The 16,782-nt window shown below is 65.8% G+C and carries 15 protein-coding genes; 10 read left to right on the forward strand and 5 right to left on the reverse strand.

Annotation, left to right across the window (positions count from 1 at the left end; translation table 11 throughout):
• Positions 1–237: 237 nt before the first annotated feature.
• Positions 238–780, forward strand: coding sequence for a dihydrofolate reductase family protein (locus tag NGB94_RS02445; protein WP_325788830.1), 543 nt, complete (start codon positions 238–240; stop codon positions 778–780).
• A gap of 752 nt (positions 781–1,532) precedes the next feature.
• Here the strand turns inward: NGB94_RS02445 and NGB94_RS02450 are convergent.
• A complete protein-coding gene (locus NGB94_RS02450; RefSeq protein ID WP_325788832.1) occupies positions 1,533–2,273 on the reverse strand; it encodes a glutamine amidotransferase in 741 nt (246 codons plus the stop codon).
• A complete protein-coding gene (locus NGB94_RS02455) occupies positions 2,270–3,538 on the reverse strand; it encodes a MurT ligase domain-containing protein (RefSeq protein WP_325788834.1) in 1,269 nt (422 codons plus the stop codon). The genes NGB94_RS02450 and NGB94_RS02455 overlap by 4 nt, the downstream gene beginning before the upstream one ends.
• Positions 3,539–3,604: 66 nt before the next feature.
• Between NGB94_RS02455 and pdxT the strand changes: the two genes are divergently transcribed.
• The 9 genes from pdxT to NGB94_RS02500 all read left to right on the forward strand — a co-directional run bounded on the left by pdxT (position 3,605) and on the right by NGB94_RS02500 (position 13,640).
• Positions 3,605–4,312: a pyridoxal 5'-phosphate synthase glutaminase subunit PdxT gene (gene pdxT / locus NGB94_RS02460; protein ID WP_325788835.1), complete on the forward strand. Its 708-nt coding sequence runs from the start codon at positions 3,605–3,607 to the stop codon at positions 4,310–4,312.
• A 3-nt stretch (positions 4,313–4,315) separates the two neighbouring features.
• On the forward strand, positions 4,316–5,071 hold the full coding sequence (locus tag NGB94_RS02465; RefSeq protein WP_325788836.1) for a YebC/PmpR family DNA-binding transcriptional regulator: 756 nt from the start codon (positions 4,316–4,318) through the stop codon (positions 5,069–5,071).
• Positions 5,072–5,078: 7 nt separating this feature from the next.
• Positions 5,079–5,687 (forward strand): crossover junction endodeoxyribonuclease RuvC, encoded by a 609-nt coding sequence (ruvC, locus tag NGB94_RS02470; protein WP_325788838.1) that lies wholly within the window; start codon positions 5,079–5,081, stop codon positions 5,685–5,687.
• An 84-nt stretch (positions 5,688–5,771) separates the two neighbouring features.
• Entirely contained in the window at positions 5,772–6,401 is a 630-nt protein-coding gene (gene ruvA, locus NGB94_RS02475; protein WP_325788840.1) for a Holliday junction branch migration protein RuvA, read from the forward strand.
• Position 6,402: 1 nt separating this feature from the next.
• Positions 6,403–7,482 (forward strand): Holliday junction branch migration DNA helicase RuvB, encoded by a 1,080-nt coding sequence (ruvB, locus tag NGB94_RS02480; RefSeq protein WP_325789109.1) that lies wholly within the window; start codon positions 6,403–6,405, stop codon positions 7,480–7,482.
• A 176-nt stretch (positions 7,483–7,658) separates the two neighbouring features.
• Entirely contained in the window at positions 7,659–8,135 is a 477-nt protein-coding gene (yajC, locus tag NGB94_RS02485; protein WP_325789110.1) for a preprotein translocase subunit YajC, read from the forward strand.
• An 88-nt stretch (positions 8,136–8,223) separates the two neighbouring features.
• Positions 8,224–10,071 carry a protein translocase subunit SecD gene (gene secD / locus NGB94_RS02490; protein WP_325788841.1) on the forward strand — a complete coding sequence of 616 codons (1,848 nt, stop codon included), beginning with the start codon at positions 8,224–8,226 and terminating at the stop codon, positions 10,069–10,071.
• Complete coding sequence (gene secF, locus NGB94_RS02495) at positions 10,071–11,090, forward strand: protein translocase subunit SecF (protein ID WP_325788843.1); 1,020 nt, start codon at positions 10,071–10,073, stop codon at positions 11,088–11,090. The genes secD and secF overlap by 1 nt, the downstream gene beginning before the upstream one ends.
• 123 nt (positions 11,091–11,213) lie before the next feature.
• The gene (locus NGB94_RS02500) at positions 11,214–13,640 is read left to right on the forward strand and encodes a RelA/SpoT family protein (protein ID WP_418910593.1); all 2,427 of its coding nucleotides are present in this window, start codon (positions 11,214–11,216) and stop codon (positions 13,638–13,640) included.
• On the opposite strand, the gene NGB94_RS02505 is transcribed toward NGB94_RS02500, so the two are convergent.
• The 3 genes from NGB94_RS02505 to NGB94_RS02515 form a co-directional block, all read right to left on the reverse strand.
• Positions 13,637–14,257, reverse strand: a complete 621-nt coding sequence (locus NGB94_RS02505; protein ID WP_325788844.1) for a hypothetical protein — start codon at positions 14,255–14,257, stop codon at positions 13,637–13,639. The two genes, NGB94_RS02500 and NGB94_RS02505, sit on opposite strands and share 4 nt — an antisense overlap.
• 87 nt (positions 14,258–14,344) lie before the next feature.
• On the reverse strand, positions 14,345–15,826 hold the full coding sequence (locus tag NGB94_RS02510) for a DUF349 domain-containing protein (RefSeq protein ID WP_418910594.1): 1,482 nt from the start codon (positions 15,824–15,826) through the stop codon (positions 14,345–14,347).
• Complete coding sequence (locus NGB94_RS02515; protein ID WP_325788847.1) at positions 15,826–16,590, reverse strand: peptidylprolyl isomerase; 765 nt, start codon at positions 16,588–16,590, stop codon at positions 15,826–15,828. The genes NGB94_RS02510 and NGB94_RS02515 overlap by 1 nt, the downstream gene beginning before the upstream one ends.
• Positions 16,591–16,782 lie beyond the last annotated feature (192 nt).

Here is a 16,782-nt window from a genome sequence, read left to right on the forward strand (position 1 = left end):
ACGGCGGCTTGGGGCCGGCGGGCGGGCCGGAACGGCGGCAACGAAACTCCTTCGCTCGCAGAGCTCGCTTGGAGTATTAAAGCCGCCTAACCCGGCCCGTCCGCCGGTTCGCACTGTCACGTTCCCGGGCGCTTTCCTGAGGCGCGCCTGCAGCGTCCGTCGGGTTGGGGTGGACGGGGAGGCTGGCAGGCGGTAGAACGGCGGCACGACTGATAGCCGGCAGCTGAGGAGTTCGTCATGGCGAAGGTACTGATACATGCGACGGTGACGCTTGACGGATATATGGCAGATCCGGAAGGCGGCGTGGACTGGATGTTCGACGTCGATGCGACGGACGAGGACACCGCACTGGTGAGCCGGGTCGTCGGGGAGGTGGGCGCCGTCGTGGGCGGGGCCAACCGGGCCCGGACTGTCGAGGACGGGGAGGAACCCTACGGCGGGCTGCCGGGAGTGCCGGTCTACCTGATGACGCATCAGGCGCAGGAACCCGTGGTGAAGGACGGTGTCACGTACACGTTCGTGGTCGATGACATCGCCGGCGCTGTGGAACGGGCAAAGGCCGATGCCGGCGATAAAGCAGTGAGCCTGCTCGGCGGCCGGATCTCCCGGCAGTGCCTGCAGCGCGGGCTCGTCGACGAGATTCAGCTGCATGTGGTGCCGATACTGCTTGGCGCGGGGATCTCACTGTTCGCCGGGCTGGACCAGCGGGTGAACCTGGAACTGGTCGAGGACGCGTCGTTCGGTGACGGGGTGCATCTGCGGTACCGCGTTGTTCGTTAGTTTCCGTCCTTGCGTCCTTGCGTCCGTGCGGCCCGCCGGGCGGGCCGGAACGGCGGCAACGAAACTCCTTCGCTCGCAGAGCTCGCTTGGAGTATTAAAGCCGCCTAACCCGGCCCGTCCGGCGGTCGTTGGAGCGTCACGTTCGGAGCGATGTGCCGAGGTTCCCACACAGGGTTACAGGTGGTGGCTGTGGGGTCACAGCTGTCACAGCGGCAACGACGGCTGGGAATCTTTGCGTCAGAGCCGCCGTGCTCCCCAGACACGGAACCTTCGGGGAGATAACGTCGCTTTGGGGCGGTCCGTCAAACCGTCGGGGAGATAACGTCGCTCTGCCCGCTTCAAAACGGCATCTGCTGAACGAGAGTTGACCGCGCAGGCTGGTAAGGGACGGGAGCTCCCCGAAGGTTCGCGCGCGGCTCCGGGTTCAGCAATCGCCAGGGCGGTACCGGGTTCTGCGTTAGTTTCCGCGGCCCGCTGGGGGCCCGCCGGGCGGGCCGGAACGGCGGCAACGAAACTCCTTCGCTCGCAGAGCTCGCTTGGAGTATTAAAGCCGCCTAACCCGGCCCGTCCGGCGGTCGTTGGAGGGCCACCCTTAGTAGGACGTGGCCACGCTTCCCACGCAACGTTACGGGTGGTAACTAGTGAGGTCACACCCGCCACACAGGCAACGAAGGCTGGGAATAGCGGGCCGGCAAACGCCGTCGGGGTCGGTTAACGGCCGCCCACCCATACGAGGGAGCCGGCCGACAGAACTACCGGGGGCGGTTGGCAGCGTGGGAACGGGCCAGCTCGGAGAGGCGGGCAAGCTCGGCAAGGTCGGCGTCGGATACAGGAGCCGGCTCGTAGGAACCGTAGCGGCGGATGGCAGCCTGTTCGATCAGGAAGTCCGCAATGGCCGGGTTCTTCGGAAGCAGCGAACCGTGCAGGTAGCTGGCCACAACGTTCCGGTAGCGGGCACCCTCGGTGTCGTCCTTGGAGTTGTTCCCCTCACCCTTGCGGACCAGTGCCAGGGGCTTCGCATCCGGACCCAGGAAGGTCTGGCCGCTGTGGTTCTCGTAGCCGTGGATTTCGCCGAACTCTTCGCTGACCGAAAGCACGTTCCCGATCAGCCGGTCCGGACCGCCGTGCGTTTCAATGTCCAGGACGCCGATCCCGGGGATGAGGACGCCGTCGTGCGTTTTGAAGAAGCGGCCAAAGAGCTGGTACAGCCCGCAGATAACCAGCATCGGGAGGCCGTCGTCGGCCAGGGCGCGCAGCGTGGGTGCCAGCGCCTGCAGGTCCTGCTGGATCACCACCTGTCCGCTGTCCTGCCCGCCGCCGCCCACGATCAGGTCAGCGTCGGAGGGGAACTCGTCGCCCGGGTTGTACTCGGTGACCACGGGGTTGTAGCCCTGCCACTTCAGGCGCTGCTTCAGGACCAGGACGTTGCCCCAGTCGCCGTAGATGTTCATGTCCCGCGGATACAGCTGGACGATGTGGATGTCCCGGCTCATGAGACCACCTCAACCTTCGTGATCTTGGAGAGTTCGCGCCGCACGGCGAGCATGGCCGTGTACGTGCAGAAGATGCGCATGGGCTGCTGGCCTGCACCGGCAATGAATTTGGCCAGTGCATCGGGAATGTCCGGTACCACCTCGCGCACCGGAACGTCGTCGTACTTCAGCCGCAGCGCCATGTCATAGGCGCGGACGCCGGTCACTATGTCCACGCCGCCGGACAGGGTCTCGAAGTCCACGTCCCAGAGCCAGGACATGTCCCGGCCGTCGGCGTAGTTGTCATTGATGGCGATCATGGTTGCGTAGCCGTGCGCAGCGAAGGACTTCAGGCCCAGGCGGAACCCGGAGGGGTTCTTCACCAACACGAGTTCCAGAGGTGCGCCGTTGACGGTCAGGGACTCGCCCCGGCCGAAAGCAGGTTCAACATTGGAGAGCGATTCGAACAGCGCTGTCCGGTCCGCCTTGGCACCCAGGATCTGGCGGGCGAAGGTGAGGGCGGCGGCAGCATTGAACACGTTGTACACGCCGCGCAGCTTGAGCCCGGTAGTGGTGGGGGTACCGTCCACGAGGAAGTCCGCCTCGGTCTCGGCAACCCGGGTAAGAACGACGTCGGCGGGCTGGGCTGCGGCGATCGCTTCGGAGCGGGAGCCGCGCAGCTCGTCGTCGTTGGGGAACGTGCTGCGCAGCGACGCGTCCAGGCCGAAGTACGCAACCTTCGGCCCGGAGAGGGATTCAGCGATCGACGCCACCCGCGGATCCTCGCGGTTCAGCACCACGGTCTCGGTGGTGGCCCGGGCAATCTGCTCCAGCAGCCGCGTGGTCTTGTCGATTTCGCCAAACCGGTCCAGCTGGTCGCGCAGGACGTTCAGCAGCAGGGCGTAGCGCGGCTGGATCAGCTTCACGAAGTGCACGGCATGGGCTTCGTCCAGTTCCAGCACCGCGATGTCCGCATCCAGGCGGCCGCGGAGGTCCACTTCGCCGAGCAGGGCGGCGGCAACGCCGCGGGTGAAGTTGCTGCCGGTGCGGTTGGTGAAGACCTTCAGGCCCTGGCCCTCCAGCAGTTCAACGACCATCTTGGTGGTGGTGGTCTTGCCGTTGGTCCCGGAGACGACGGCGACGCCGAGCGGCAGGGTGGAGAGCGTGCGCCGGATGAAATCCGGGTCGATCTTCTCCACAACGAGGCCGGGGAGGGCGGAGCCCCCGCCGCGCAGCCGGGAGGCGCCGCGGACCAGTTTGCCGACCAGAATGGAGAAAGAACTCATGGATACCGAATATATCCCACCGTCACGAAACGGTTCGGGAAGCGCCGGGCAACCTAGAATGATCCAATGACCGAAATCACGCCCCAGGACCCTGCGGCACCCCTGGTGGGAGTGCTGGCGCTTCAAGGCGGAGTCCGCGAACACGTACAGGCCCTGGAAGCTGCCGGCGCCCGGACCGCACTCGTGCGCCGCCCGGCGGAACTGGACGCCCTGGACGGACTGGTGCTGCCCGGCGGTGAGTCCACCACGATCGACAAGCTGATGCGGCTGTATGGAATCGCCGAGCCCCTGCGCGCCAGGATTGCCTCCGGATTTCCGGTTTACGGTTCCTGCGCCGGAATGATCCTTTTGGCGGACCGGATTACCGACCCGGCGCTGGACGCCGCCGGGGAACCGCAGGAAACCCTGGGCGGGCTGGACATAGTGGTGCGGCGCAACGCGTTTGGCCGCCAGCGTGAGTCCTTCGAGACCAGCCTTCCGTTTGAAGGGCTGCAGTCCCTGCCCAGCCAGGACCCTTCCCGGCAGGCTGATCCCGTGCACGCAGTCTTTATCCGCGCACCGTGGGTGGAGAAGGTAGGCTCCTCCGTGCAGGTCCTGGCGCAGGTCCCAACGGACGACGGCGGACCAGGCGCTGGAAACGGCACGGCAGATTCAGTCGCTAGAATTGTCGCAGTGCGTTCGGGAAAACTGCTGGCCACCTCGTTCCATCCGGAAGTAACGGGGGAGCGCCGTATCCACGAACTATTTATCCAGATGATCAGAGGAGACGCGTAAAGCATGTCGGGCCACTCGAAATGGGCAACCACCAAGCACAAAAAGGCCGCAATTGATGCCAAGCGTGCAAAGTCCTTTGCCAAGCTGATCAAGAACATCGAAGTTGCGGCGCGTGCCGGCGGTGCGGACATGGCCGGCAACCCCGGACTTGAACTCGCCGTGCAGAAGGCCAAGAAGACCTCTGTTCCCAATGACAACATCGACCGCGCCATCAAGCGCGGCGCCGGCCTGACCGGCGAAGTCGTCGACTACACGGAGATCATGTACGAAGCCCGCGGACCCCAGGGATCCGCCGTGCTGATCGAGTGCCTCACGGACAACAAGAACCGCGCGGCATCCGAAGTCCGCCTGGCTATCACCCGCAACGGCGGCTCGGTGGCGGACCCCGGCTCGGTTTCCTACATGTTCAACCGCAAGGGCGTTGTCTCCCTGCCCAAGAAGGACCTCACCGAGGATGACCTGCTGATGGCCGTGCTCGACGCCGGTGCTGATGAGGTCAAGGAATCCGGCGACAACTTCGAGATCCACTGCGATCCCACGGACCTGCGTGCCGTGGTGGCGGCCCTCGAGGAAGCCGGCATCGAGTACGAGACCGACGAAGTCGAGTTCGTGTCCTCCATGCTGGTGGACCTGGAAGCCGACGCCGCGCGGAAGTTCATGAAGCTCGTGGACGCACTGGAAGAACTGGACGACGTCCAGAACGTGTACTCCAACGCAGACATCTCCGCGGACGTTTTCGCGCAGCTCGAAGAAGACTGAGCACCGCGTGCCTCTCCGGGTCCTGGGCGTTGACCCGGGGCTGACCCGCTGCGGACTGGGCGTAGTCGACGTCGAAGGCAACCGCCGCGCCACCATGGTGGCCGTGGGGGTTGCCGGGACGGAAGCCGGCACGGCCCTCGACGCGCGGCTGCTGGCAATTTCCGAAGCGATTGAGCTCTGGCTGGATACGCATTCCCCGGATGTACTGGCCGTGGAGCGCGTATTCAGCCAGCTCAATGTCAGCACCGTCATGGGCACTGCCCAGGCCTCCGGCGTCGTTATTGCGGCCGCGGCGCGGCGCGGGATTCCCGTGGCCCTGCATACCCCCACCGAGGTGAAGGCGGCCGTGACCGGCTCCGGGTCGGCCAACAAGGAAGCGGTGGGGCGGATGGTCACCAAGATCCTGCGGCTCACCGAAATGCCGCGCCCTGCCGACGCCGCCGACGCCCTCGCGCTGGCGATCGCCCACGCCTGGCGGCGCGGAGCCGTGGGGCCGGGCCAGGCAGCGACCCAGGGATCGGCGTCTTCCGGCGGGGGGCCTGCTGCCTCGGGGCTTACCGCTGCCCAGCGGCTGTGGGCTGAAGCGGAAGCCAAAGCGAAACGCGCGCGCTACTAAAGTTCCGGCAAACCGGGGCCGGGACAGTAGGCTGTTCGTAGATATGTTCTATTTCGTTCCCGGATCAACGCACGGAGTTTCCCCATGATCGCCTCCCTACGCGGCGTCGTAACCTACGTCGGCACTGCCTCAGCCGTTCTTGACGTCAACGGCATCGGCATGGCCGTGCAGGCGACCCCGCAGACGCTGATGTCCCTGCGGACGGGAGCCGAAGCACTGCTGCATACTGCCCTCATTGTCCGCGAGGATTCAATGACCCTGTTCGGCTTCTCCGAACCGGGGGAGCGTGAAGTATTCGAGACGCTGCTGGGGGTCAGCGGCGTCGGTCCGCGCATTGCGCTGGCAGTGCTTGCCGTGCACACGCCGGAAGCCGTGAGGATCGCCGCTTCCACGGGAGACGACAAGGCATTCAGCAAGGTGCCCGGCATCGGTCCCAAGGGCGCCCGGCGGATCGTGCTGGAACTGGCAGACAAGCTGGTGCCACTCGGTACCGAGGAAGCGCCGGCCGGCGTGCCGGCCTGGAACGACCAGGTTCTCTCCGCCATGACCGGCCTGGGCTGGTCGGAAAAGGACGCCGCGGCTGCCGTCGAGGCCACGGCTGCAGAGCATCCCGACGCCGCAGCCACCGGCAACGTGGCAGAAATCCTGCGCCTGACCCTGCGCCGACTGGGCCAGGACGGCGCCCGTGCCCGGTCCCCGCAGCGGGCAGGCTAGCGTGGCCGCCTCCGAAGCGCTGACCGCGGCGGCCCCCGATCCCGATGACAAGGCGATCGAGGCAGCCCTGCGGCCGAAGAACCTCGATGACTTCGTGGGCCAGAAACGGGTCCGTGAGCAGCTTTCACTGGTCCTGGAGGCTTCCCGCCTGCGCGGCCGCAGCGCCGACCACGTGCTGCTCTCCGGTCCCCCCGGACTGGGCAAGACCACGCTGTCCATGATCATCGCCGCTGAGATGAACGCGCCGCTGCGGATCAGCTCCGGTCCGGCGATCCAGCATGCCGGTGATCTCGCAGCCATCCTTTCCTCCCTGACCGAAGGGGAGGTGCTGTTCCTGGATGAAATACACCGCATGTCCCGCCCGGCCGAGGAAATGCTCTACATGGCCATGGAAGACTTCCGCGTGGACATTGTGGTGGGCAAGGGAGCCGGCGCCACTGCCATCCCGCTGGACCTGCCGCCCTTCACCCTGGTGGGCGCGACAACCCGCGCCGGACTGCTGCCGGGTCCGCTGCGCGACCGGTTCGGCTTCACCGGGCACCTTGAGTTCTACTCGACGGCTGAGCTGGAGCTGGTGCTGCGCCGCTCGGCCATGCTGATGGATATGAAGGTCAACTCCGCCGGCTTCGCCGAGGTGGCAGGCCGTTCCCGCGGAACCCCGCGAATCGCCAACCGCCTGCTCCGCCGGGTCCGGGACTGGGCGCTGGTCCACGGGATCGACCAGATCGACGCCCGCTCCGCCGGGGCCGCCCTGGATATGTACGAAGTGGATGAGCGCGGCCTGGACCGGCTGGACCGCTCTGTGCTGCACGCCCTGGTCACGAAGTTCGGCGGGGGACCGGTGGGCCTGTCCACCCTGGCCATCGCCGTCGGCGAAGAACCCGAAACCGTGGAAACCGTGGCCGAACCCTACCTGGTCCGCGAGGGCCTGCTCGGCCGCACGCCCCGCGGACGCATTGCCACCCGCGCGGCCTGGGAGCACCTGGGCCTGCGCATGCCCGACGCCGCTGCCCAGCTGATCCCGGAGTCGCTGTTCACCGGTGAAGCAGCACCGGTTCCGGGGGAGCCGGAACAGGCCTGAGCGGTTTCGGCCCGGGGTGCAATCGCGGGCAGATGCCTGCACAATAAAGGACAGGCAGGAAACTTAAGCGGCCGGTGGACCGTTTTCCCCTTAGACTGATCTTTCGTCCGCTCCGCCGGTGCGCTGAATCCGGCATACCGATACATACCGCAACAGAAACGGAACCCTTCGTGTTCTTGAATGTCTTGGCCCAGACGACCACCGATACGGGAGCTCAGGGCGGTTTTACGTTCTCCAGCCTCCTGCTGCCGATTCTGCTTGGCCTGTTCATCTTTATGATGTTCCGCAAGCAGAAGAAGACCCAGAAGACCATCCAGGAGCAGCGCACCCAGATGGTTCCCGGCACCGAGGTCATGACCCAGTTCGGCCTCTTTGGCACCATCGTTTCCGTGGACCAGGAAGAGAACAAGGCCGTCCTTGAGCTTTCCCCCGGCAACACCGCCACCATTCACCTGCAGGCCCTGACCAAGGTTGTCACCACGCAGCCCGAGGAAGCCGAAACCGAGGACGCCGTAGTTCCCGACGATGCTTCTTCCCTCACCGGCGACATTGCGCAGGACCGTCCGCGCGAAAACGCCGCTGAAACAACTCAGGATGAGACCCCGGACGAAACGCTTAAGCGCCTCGACCGCGAGAACAAGAAAGACAACTAGACTCTCCGAGGGCCTGCAGGCAGCAGCGTTGATGCAGGCCCGCCGGACCCACCTGTCTCCGGCGATCACGCCCTAAAGGAAAACCCCTATGCCTCGAACCGGCTCCGGCCCGGCAGCAAAAAAGACGCTCATTTGGCTGGGCGTCCTTTTTGCTGCCCTGGCCCTTTTGCTCGGCGGCGGCTCCATGTGGAGCAACGCCAGCTGGACCCCCAAGCTTGCCCTTGACCTTGAGGGCGGCACCCAGATGATCCTTGCCCCGAAGGTGCAGGGCGGTGACTCGCAGATCAGTCAGGAACAGCTGGACCAGGCTGTGGAGATCATCCGCCAGCGCGTGGACGGCAGCGGCGTCTCCGAAGCTGAAATCACCACGCAGTCCGGCCGGAACGTCGTCGTTTCGCTTCCCGGCACACCGACTGCGGAGACCCGGGCGCTGATCCAGGCATCCGCGGCCATGGAGTTCCGCTCGGTGATTATGGGCGGACCGGGACAGGCACCCGCGGCGGAAACGCCGACCCCGGACGAGGCACTTCCGCAGCCCACGGCTGAACCGGAGAACGGCTCGGACATGAACTGGGTTACCCCGGAGCTGTACAAGGAGTTCGAGTCCACGAACTGCCTGGATCCCGCCGCGCTGGAAGCGTCGGTCGAGCCTGCCCCGGCAGACCAGCCGATGGTGGCCTGTGAGCCGGGAACCGCCGGCAAGTACATCCTTGGCCCGGTGGAAGTTCCCGGTTCAATGCTGGAGGACGCAAGCTTCGGCATGGCCCAGGGCGGCCAGGGGCAGTCCCTGAACGAATGGGCCGTGAACCTGGACTTCAACGGTGAAGGCACCGAGAAGTTCCGCGCAGTCTCCGAGCGCCTGCTTGGCTTCGGCAACGGGTCTCCGCAGAACCAGTTCGCCATTGTGCTTGACGGACAGGTTATTTCCGCCCCGTCGATGAACGTCCTGATCACCGACGGCAACGCCCAGATCACCGGACAGTTCACGCAGGAGACCGCCAAGGCGCTCTCCGAGCAGCTGAAGTACGGTGCCCTGCCGATCAGCTTCGACATCCAGAGCGAGCAGCAGGTGTCCGCAACCCTGGGTGCCGACCAGCTCCGCATGGGCCTGATCGCCGGCGTGATCGGCCTGATCCTGGTGGCGGTCTACTCGCTGTTCCAGTACCGGGCGCTCGGCTTCGTGACCATCGCCTCGCTGATCGTGGCCGGTGTCCTGACCTACCTGGCCATCGCGATCCTCGGCTGGTCGCAAAACTACCGCCTGTCGCTGGCAGGTGTCGCCGGCCTCATCGTGGCCATCGGCCTCACCGCCGACTCGTTCATCGTCTACTTCGAACGAATCCGCGACGAGCTGCGCGACGGCAGGGGACTGGTCTCCGCCGTGGACAACGGCTGGAAGCGAGCCAAGCGCACCGTCCTGGCCTCCAAGGCAGTGAACCTGCTTGCCGCCGTCGTGCTGTACTTCGTCGCGGTGGGCAACGTGCGCGGCTTCGCCTTCACGCTGGGCCTGACGGCGATTGCCGACCTCCTGGTCGTGTTCCTGTTCACCCACCCGGTAATGGTGCTCCTGGCCAGGACCAGGTTCTTCGGCAAGGGCCACAAGTGGTCCGGACTGGATGCCACCCGCCTGGGCGCCGTCCCCGTGTACCGCGGCGCCGGTCGCCTGCGCGAGCCGGCAGCGGCCGACGCTGACGACGACGCCGGGTCGCCCGTTCCGGCGGGCAAGCCTGCAGGCGCTTCGAAAGCCGGGACCGCGGCGAAGGCCAAGAACAAGGGCGCGGCGCGTGAAGCCGAACGGCGCATGACGATCGCCGAGCGCCGGGCGGCCCAGGCTGCCGGGAACGGCAGTGACAAATCCGCCAAGCCGGACGAGGCTGCGGACAAACAGGATTCAATGGCAGGCTCCGGCCGCGACGCGGAGAAGGAGGGCAACTGATGGGTAAGCTTCCCGCGTTCGCCAGGTTCGGCAATGAGCTTTACACCGGCAAGCGGTCCTACAACTTCGTGGGCCGCTACCGGCTCTGGTTCATGGTTGCTGCCGCCGCAGTCCTGCTCTCGATCCTGATTCCGGTCGTCAAGGGCGGATTCAATCTGGGCATCGATTTCCGCGGCGGTTCGGAGTTCACCGTCTCCGGTGTTGAGGACACGCAGGTTTCGGTAGGCGAAGAAGCCGTGAACGAAATAGTTTCGGGATCCGACCCGCGCGTGACCAACATTTCCCCGGGCACCATGCGGATCCAGACCGAGGAACTCAGCGACGACCAGACCCTGGCCGTCAAGAGTGCCCTGGCCGAGAACTACGGAGTCAACGAGGACCAGGTGACGTCCACGTTCATCGGTCCGACCTGGGGCAATGACGTCAGCCGCCAGGCACTGATCGGCCTGGTGGTCTTCGTCGCCCTCGCAGCCCTGCTGATGGCGCTGTACTTCCGGACCTGGAAGATGTCCCTTGCCGCAATCACCGGACTGGTGGTGGTCATGGTCGTCACAGCGGGCCTGTACGCGCTCAGCGGTTTCGAAGTGACGCCGTCGGCGATCATCGGGTTCCTGACCGTGCTGAGCTATTCGCTCTATGACACGGTGGTGGTCTTCGACAAGATCCGGGAAAACACGGCGAACCTGGAGAAACAAACCAAGCGCACGTTCGCCGAACAGGTGAACCTCGCCGTGAACCAGACCCTGGTGCGCTCGATCAACACCTCCGTGGTCGCCGTATTGCCGGTGGCATCGGTGCTGTTCATCGGTGCCTACCTGCTTGGTGCGGGCACCCTGAAGGACCTGTCCCTGGCGCTGTTCATCGGCATCATCCTGGGCACCCTGGGAACCCTGTTCGTCGCTGCGCCGCTGTACGCGTGGCTGCGCCGCCGCGAACCCGAGATTCTCAAGCACACCCGGCGCGTCACTGAACGCCGCGAGCACGAGGCACCGGCCGCCGCAGCTGCAGCCGCCACGTAAGCCCAGACTGCTTTGCTGCCACCGGTTCCGTTACTCCCCGCGGGGGAAGAACGGAACCGGTGGTGTAAGAGCAGCAGTGCGGGGGCATAGACTGGGCAGATATCTGGAAAGAAAGGGCAGCAGTTGGCCGAGAGCGCGACGCCTGCCGAAAGTGCAGGAAAAGACCGGGAGAACACCTCTGTCCCGGAAACGGTGAACTCCCCGGAAAAGGGTTCGGGCGGCAAGACACCCGCCGCAGTCCAGGTAAAGCCTGGCCCCGGGCAGGAAATCACTGCTGCGCCTAAACCTGCGCCTAAACCGGCCCCGGTTCGCCGACATGGAACACGCGCCCGCCTCGCCCGCCTCGCCGGCCGCGGAACGGCGTACTCGCCAATGCTCGAGCCCCTGCTGCGCACCGTCCGGGCCAACAACCCGCGCGAGGACCTTGACCTGATCCAGCGTGCCTACCTCGTTGCCGAGCGCTGCCACGAAGGCCAGAAGCGCAAGAGCGGCGATCCCTACATCACCCATCCGGTTGCCGTCGCGACCATCCTTGCCGAGCTCGGAATGACCGGAACAACGCTTGCAGCCGCACTGCTGCATGACACGGTAGAAGACACCGCCTACTCGCTGGAGGAACTGCGCAGCGAGTTCGGTCCGGAAGTGGCGATGCTCGTGGACGGCGTCACCAAGCTGGACAAGGTGACCTTCGGCGACGCAGCCCAGTCCGAGACCGTGCGCAAGATGGTCGTGGCCATGGCCAAGGACATCCGCGTACTGGTGATCAAGCTTGCGGACCGGCTGCACAATGCCAGGACCTGGCGGTTTGTCTCGCCCGAATCATCCGCCCGCAAGGCCCGTGAGACGCTGGAGATTTTCGCTCCGCTGGCGCACCGGCTGGGTATGAACACCATCAAGTGGGAACTTGAGGACCTTTCCTTCGCGGCGCTGCACCCGAAGGTCTATGACGAGATTGTCCGCATGGTGGGGGACCGCACGCCGGAGCGGGAAAAGTACCTTTCCACGGTGCGCAGCCAGATCGCCGAGGACCTGCACAGCGTCAAGATCAAGGCCACCATCACGGGCCGCCCCAAGCACTACTACTCGATCTACCAGAAGATGATCGTGCGGGGCAAAGACTTCGATGACATCCATGACCTCATGGGAGTGCGGGTGCTCGTGGACTCCGTCCGCGACTGCTACGCCACCCTCGGCGCGCTGCACGCGCGCTGGAACCCCCTGCCCGGGCGGTTCAAGGACTACATCGCGATGCCGAAGTTCAACATGTACCAGTCACTGCACACCACGGTGATTGGCCCGGGCGGCAAGCCGGTTGAGATCCAGATCCGCACGCATGACATGCACCGCCGCGCCGAGTACGGTGTGGCCGCTCACTGGAAGTACAAGGACAGCGCCAAGAACGGATCCGCGGCCCCGGATAATTCCGACATGGGCTGGCTGCGTTCGCTGGTGGACTGGCAGCAGGAGACCTCGGACCCGGACGAATTCCTTGATTCTCTGCGCTTCGAAATCAACGCCCGCGAAGTGTTCGTGTTTACGCCCAAGGGCGAAGTCATGGCGCTGCCCGCCGGTTCGACGCCGGTGGACTTCGCCTACGCCGTGCATACCGAGGTAGGCCACCGGACCATCGGCGCGCGCGTGAACGGCAAGCTGGTCCCGCTGAACAGCGAGCTCCAGCACGGCGACTGGGTGGAGATCTTCACCTCCAAGGCAGAGGGCGCCGGACCGAGCCAGGACTGGCAGGGCTTCGTCAAGAGTCCCCGGGCCCGGAACAAGATCCGCCAGTGGTTCACCAAGGAACGCCGCGAAGAGGCGATCGAAAAGGGCAAGGACCTGCTCACCCGCGGCATGCGGAAGCAGAACCTGCCGCTGCAGCGCCTGATGACCCACGACGCGCTGATTGCCGTGGCACAGGAACTCCACCACCAGGACATTTCCGCGCTCTACGCTGCGGTCGGCGACGGCCACACCTCAGCCCAGAACGTCATAGAGCACCTGGTTTCCCTCATGGGCGGGCACCAGGGTGCCGAGGAGGACCTGGCGGAGACCCCGGTTTCCTCAGCCAATGCCAAGCGCCCCAAGTTCTCCGACTCCGGCGTGACTGTCCGCGGCGTCGGGGATGTCTGGGTGAAACTGGCCCGCTGCTGTACTCCGGTTCCGCCGGATCCGATTATCGGTTTCGTGACCCGTGGCTCGGGCGTGTCCGTGCACCGCACAGACTGCCGCAATGTCCAGGAACTGCGCGACCAGCCGGACCGCATCGTTGCCGTGGACTGGGCACCCACCCAGTCCTCGGTCTTCCTCGTGGAGATCCAGGTGGAAGCGCTGGACCGCAAGTCGCTGCTGTCCGACGTCACCCGGGTCCTCTCGGAGAACCACGTGAACATTCTCTCGGCCAGCGTTAATACCTCCAGCGACCGGGTGGCGATGTCCAAGTTCGTCTTTGAGATGGGCGACCCGAAGTACCTCAGCCACATCCTGAGTGCCGTGCGGCGGATCGACGGCGTCTATGACGTGTACCGGACCACCGGAGACCAGCGCCGGGTCTAGCCTGCCAGCACCGCCGCATCCACCTGTTCCACCGCCTCCAGGGCGCGGCGGGTCCCCGGGATCCGGTACCCGCTCTGAAGCAGCGTGCGGACATACAACGGACGGCAGTTCAGGCCAGGCTCCCTGGCCATGGCCAGCAGCACCGGAACCGATTCCTCCGGCGGAAAGTGGAGGGCGACGTCGCACGCCGTCCGCAGCGGGCGTGTCACCGGCACGGGGCCCAGCTCCATCCTGTCTGCCGGTCCCAGCGCGACTTCATGCAGCACGGCTCCGCTGAACGGCGGCAGGGCCGTGCTCCTGCGCCGGGCATCAGCCAGCAGCTCCAGCCGCCGTGGAGGAGCTGCGCAGCCGAAGATCCACGCGGCACTGAGCCAGCCGAAGGCGTAGCGGCCGCGAACCTGCTCCGGCAGGCTGTTCTGCGCCGCCAGGGCCCGGGCCAGCGGAGAGCTGCGCACATCCCAGCGGAGGAAGGTGGAGCCGTAGACCCTGCTGACCAGGCCGTCCCGGCACATCCCCTGCAGCTCGGGGAGGCTGAACACTTCGCCGGCATGGAAAATTGCTCCGCCGGTTGACGTGACCTGGGGGATATCGCCGTGGCCGGGGGAGGGAAGGGACATTACCCAAGACTTCCTGCCCGCCGGAGAAAGCAAAAGGCCCGGGCCCCGCTTGTGGAAAAGCGGAACCCGGGCCTGTGCTGACTGGTGCTAGGAGAAGTCCTGGGCCGAACGGCGCAGGGTCTCCAGCCACTGCTCGCGTGCCTCGAGGGCTTCGCGTGCGTTGGCGATCTTCTTGGCGTTGCCGTCCTTTTCGGCGGCGGCAAGCTCCTCGCGCAGGGACGCAATGGCGGCCTCGAGCTGCGTCAGCGCGCTGTTGGTGCGTGCCTTCGTCTCCGGGTTGCTGCGCTGCCAGTGCTCGTCTTCGGCTGCCTTGACGGCTTCCTCGACCTTGCGGATGCCGGCTTCCATGCGGCCCATGTCAGCGCGGGGAACCTTGCCGGCTTCCTCCCAGCGGTCGCGGATGGACTGCAGGGCCTTGCGGGCGGCGTTGAGGTCGGTGACGGGAAGGATTTCCTGTGCTTCCTTCAAAAGCGCTTCCTTGACCACCAGGTTGGCGGCGAACTCCTCGTCAATGACTTCATTGGCGGCCTGCCGTGCTGCGAAGAACTGGTCCTGCGCGGCACGGAAGCGTGCCCACAGTGCGTCGTCGTCCTTGCGGCTGGCGCGCTTGGAAGCCTTCCACTCATCCATGAGGTGGCGGTACTCGGCAGCCGTGTTGCCCCAGTCCGTGGAGCTGGAGAGTGCCTCGGCGCGGGCAATGAGTGCTTCCTTGGCACGCTTTGCCTCGGCGTTCTCATTGTCCAGCTGGGAGAAGTAGGCGCGGCGGTGCCGGTCGAAGACGGTGCGTGCCGAGCGGAAACGCTTCCAGAGCGCGTCCTCGTTGCTGCGTCCCAGCCGGGGTCCGTTCTTCTGTGCTGCCTTCCATGCTTCGAACAGCTCGTTCATCCGGTTGCTGCTGGTCTTCCACTGGATGGCGGCCGGATCCTTGGCCGCGATCTCTTCAGCTTCGGCGACGATGGCTTCCCGGGCGGCGAGCTCGCGGGCACGGACGGCCTCGGTTTCGGCGCGTTCAGCGGCTTCGGCTGCCTTGATGCCGGCCTGGAGTTCCGCGATCCGGGCGTCCAGCGCCAGGACATCGCCCACCATCTTGCGCTCGGCTACCTGGGCAGCGAGGTGCTTCAGGGTCTTGTGCATGTCCGACGCCGGAGCCTTGGCCGCGAGACGCTGTTCCAGCAGGATGACCTGGCTGACGGCGTCGTCGTACTTGCGCACGAAGTAGCCCAGCGCTTCCTCACGGGTGGCATCCGGGTACTGGCCAACGGGGAATTCCTCACCGTTGACGATCAGGAAGACGTGGCCGTCTTCCTCGACCCGGGCAAACTGTGCGGCTTCTTCCAGTGGAGTCGTGTGGGCGGCCGGGGCTGCTACCACCGGGGCCTGGGCTGCTGCGCCGGGCTGGGCTGCCGGTGCGGGGACCGGATGCCGGGCCGCAAAGGCTGCCGGGCTGGGAGCTGAGGGCCGCTGGTTTTCCGGAGCGTTCCCGGTGGTTTCGTCGGATTTCTGACTGTCTGTCACCGCTAAAAGTCTTTCACTCGATGGATGGCCGCTGAGCGAATCCCGCAGAGCCATTACTTCAGGGTAAACGAATCTATCGTCACCGGGGTTGAAGGCCTTCCGTCCCGGGAGCCGTCTGCCACCCCGTCGGCGGCAATTGCCTCCAGAACTTCAAGCCCTGACGTTACCTTACCCATTATCGTGTACCCGCCGGTCTCCTGCGTTATTACGGAGTCCTTGTAGGCAATGAAGAACTGTGTGCCGTGCGAGTCCCCGGTTGCTCCGCGGGCCACGGCTATGGTCCCGGCCGGGTAGCTGCCGTCTGCCGGCGAGTTCTCCACCGGCCCCCACTGGTAGGCCGGATCCCCGGCTCCGGTGCCGTCCCGGGAACCGCACTGGAGCACGCCCATCGGCTCCCCGGTGGTCAACCGGTGGCATTCCTTCCCGTCGAAGAAGGAGGAATCGGCGAGGGACTTGAAAACGGCGGCGGCCTGCGGTGCATCCGTGCCGTCCAGCTCCACGCCAACCTCGGCGCCGTTGAGGACCAGTGTCCCGGTGATGGTCTTGCCTGCGGCCAGGGACGGATCAGGTATGGCCGAGGCGGCCTCCCCGGCCTGGGCTTCCTGCTTGAGCGCGGCCAGATCCCCGGCCGTGGGGTTGGACGAGAACCAGAAGACCTGCAGGGCCACGGCCAGGGCGAGGACCAGGGCTCCTGCCGCGCCGGCGAAAGCGTTGTCGCGCAGCCGGCGGTGCCGGAGTTCCTGTGCGAAGGCCTGCTTCGCTTCCTTTCGGGCCAGCCGCTGGCGGGCGGTCCGGTTGCTTTGACTGCCGGCTTTCACTGCCGTCCTCCTGGGGTAGGGAATGCGGATCGGGCCCGGATCCCCGGAATAGCGGCCCGGAGCCCGAAAACAGCTAAAATGGGTGCCGCACACAGTTTAGGCACGTAACTTGTGCGCATTCCCAGCATTAGGCCCGCCGCGCGCTGCACTGCGCCGTGCAGCAGGCCGCCTGATCCCAAAGGAGTCTGCCCG

The sequence above is a fragment of the Arthrobacter koreensis genome, from assembly GCF_035792275.1.
Classification (GTDB): Bacteria; Actinomycetota; Actinomycetes; order Actinomycetales; family Micrococcaceae; genus Arthrobacter_B; species Arthrobacter_B koreensis_A.

Coding starts and splice junctions, on each gene's coding strand:
- NGB94_RS02455 (WP_325788834.1), bottom strand. CDS start 3,538: ATGAGTTCTTTCTCCATTCTGGTCGGCAAACTGGTCCGCGGCGCCTCC.
- pdxT (WP_325788835.1), top strand. CDS start 3,605: ATGACCGAAATCACGCCCCAGGACCCTGCGGCACCCCTGGTGGGAGTG.
- NGB94_RS02505 (WP_325788844.1), bottom strand. CDS start 14,257: ATGTCCCTTCCCTCCCCCGGCCACGGCGATATCCCCCAGGTCACGTCA.
- NGB94_RS02465 (WP_325788836.1), top strand. CDS start 4,316: ATGTCGGGCCACTCGAAATGGGCAACCACCAAGCACAAAAAGGCCGCA.
- NGB94_RS02450 (WP_325788832.1), bottom strand. CDS start 2,273: ATGAGCCGGGACATCCACATCGTCCAGCTGTATCCGCGGGACATGAAC.
- secF (WP_325788843.1), top strand. CDS start 10,071: ATGGGTAAGCTTCCCGCGTTCGCCAGGTTCGGCAATGAGCTTTACACC.
- secD (WP_325788841.1), top strand. CDS start 8,224: ATGCCTCGAACCGGCTCCGGCCCGGCAGCAAAAAAGACGCTCATTTGG.
- ruvA (WP_325788840.1), top strand. CDS start 5,772: ATGATCGCCTCCCTACGCGGCGTCGTAACCTACGTCGGCACTGCCTCA.
- NGB94_RS02445 (WP_325788830.1), top strand. CDS start 238: ATGGCGAAGGTACTGATACATGCGACGGTGACGCTTGACGGATATATG.
- NGB94_RS02510 (WP_418910594.1), bottom strand. CDS start 15,826: ATGGCTCTGCGGGATTCGCTCAGCGGCCATCCATCGAGTGAAAGACTT.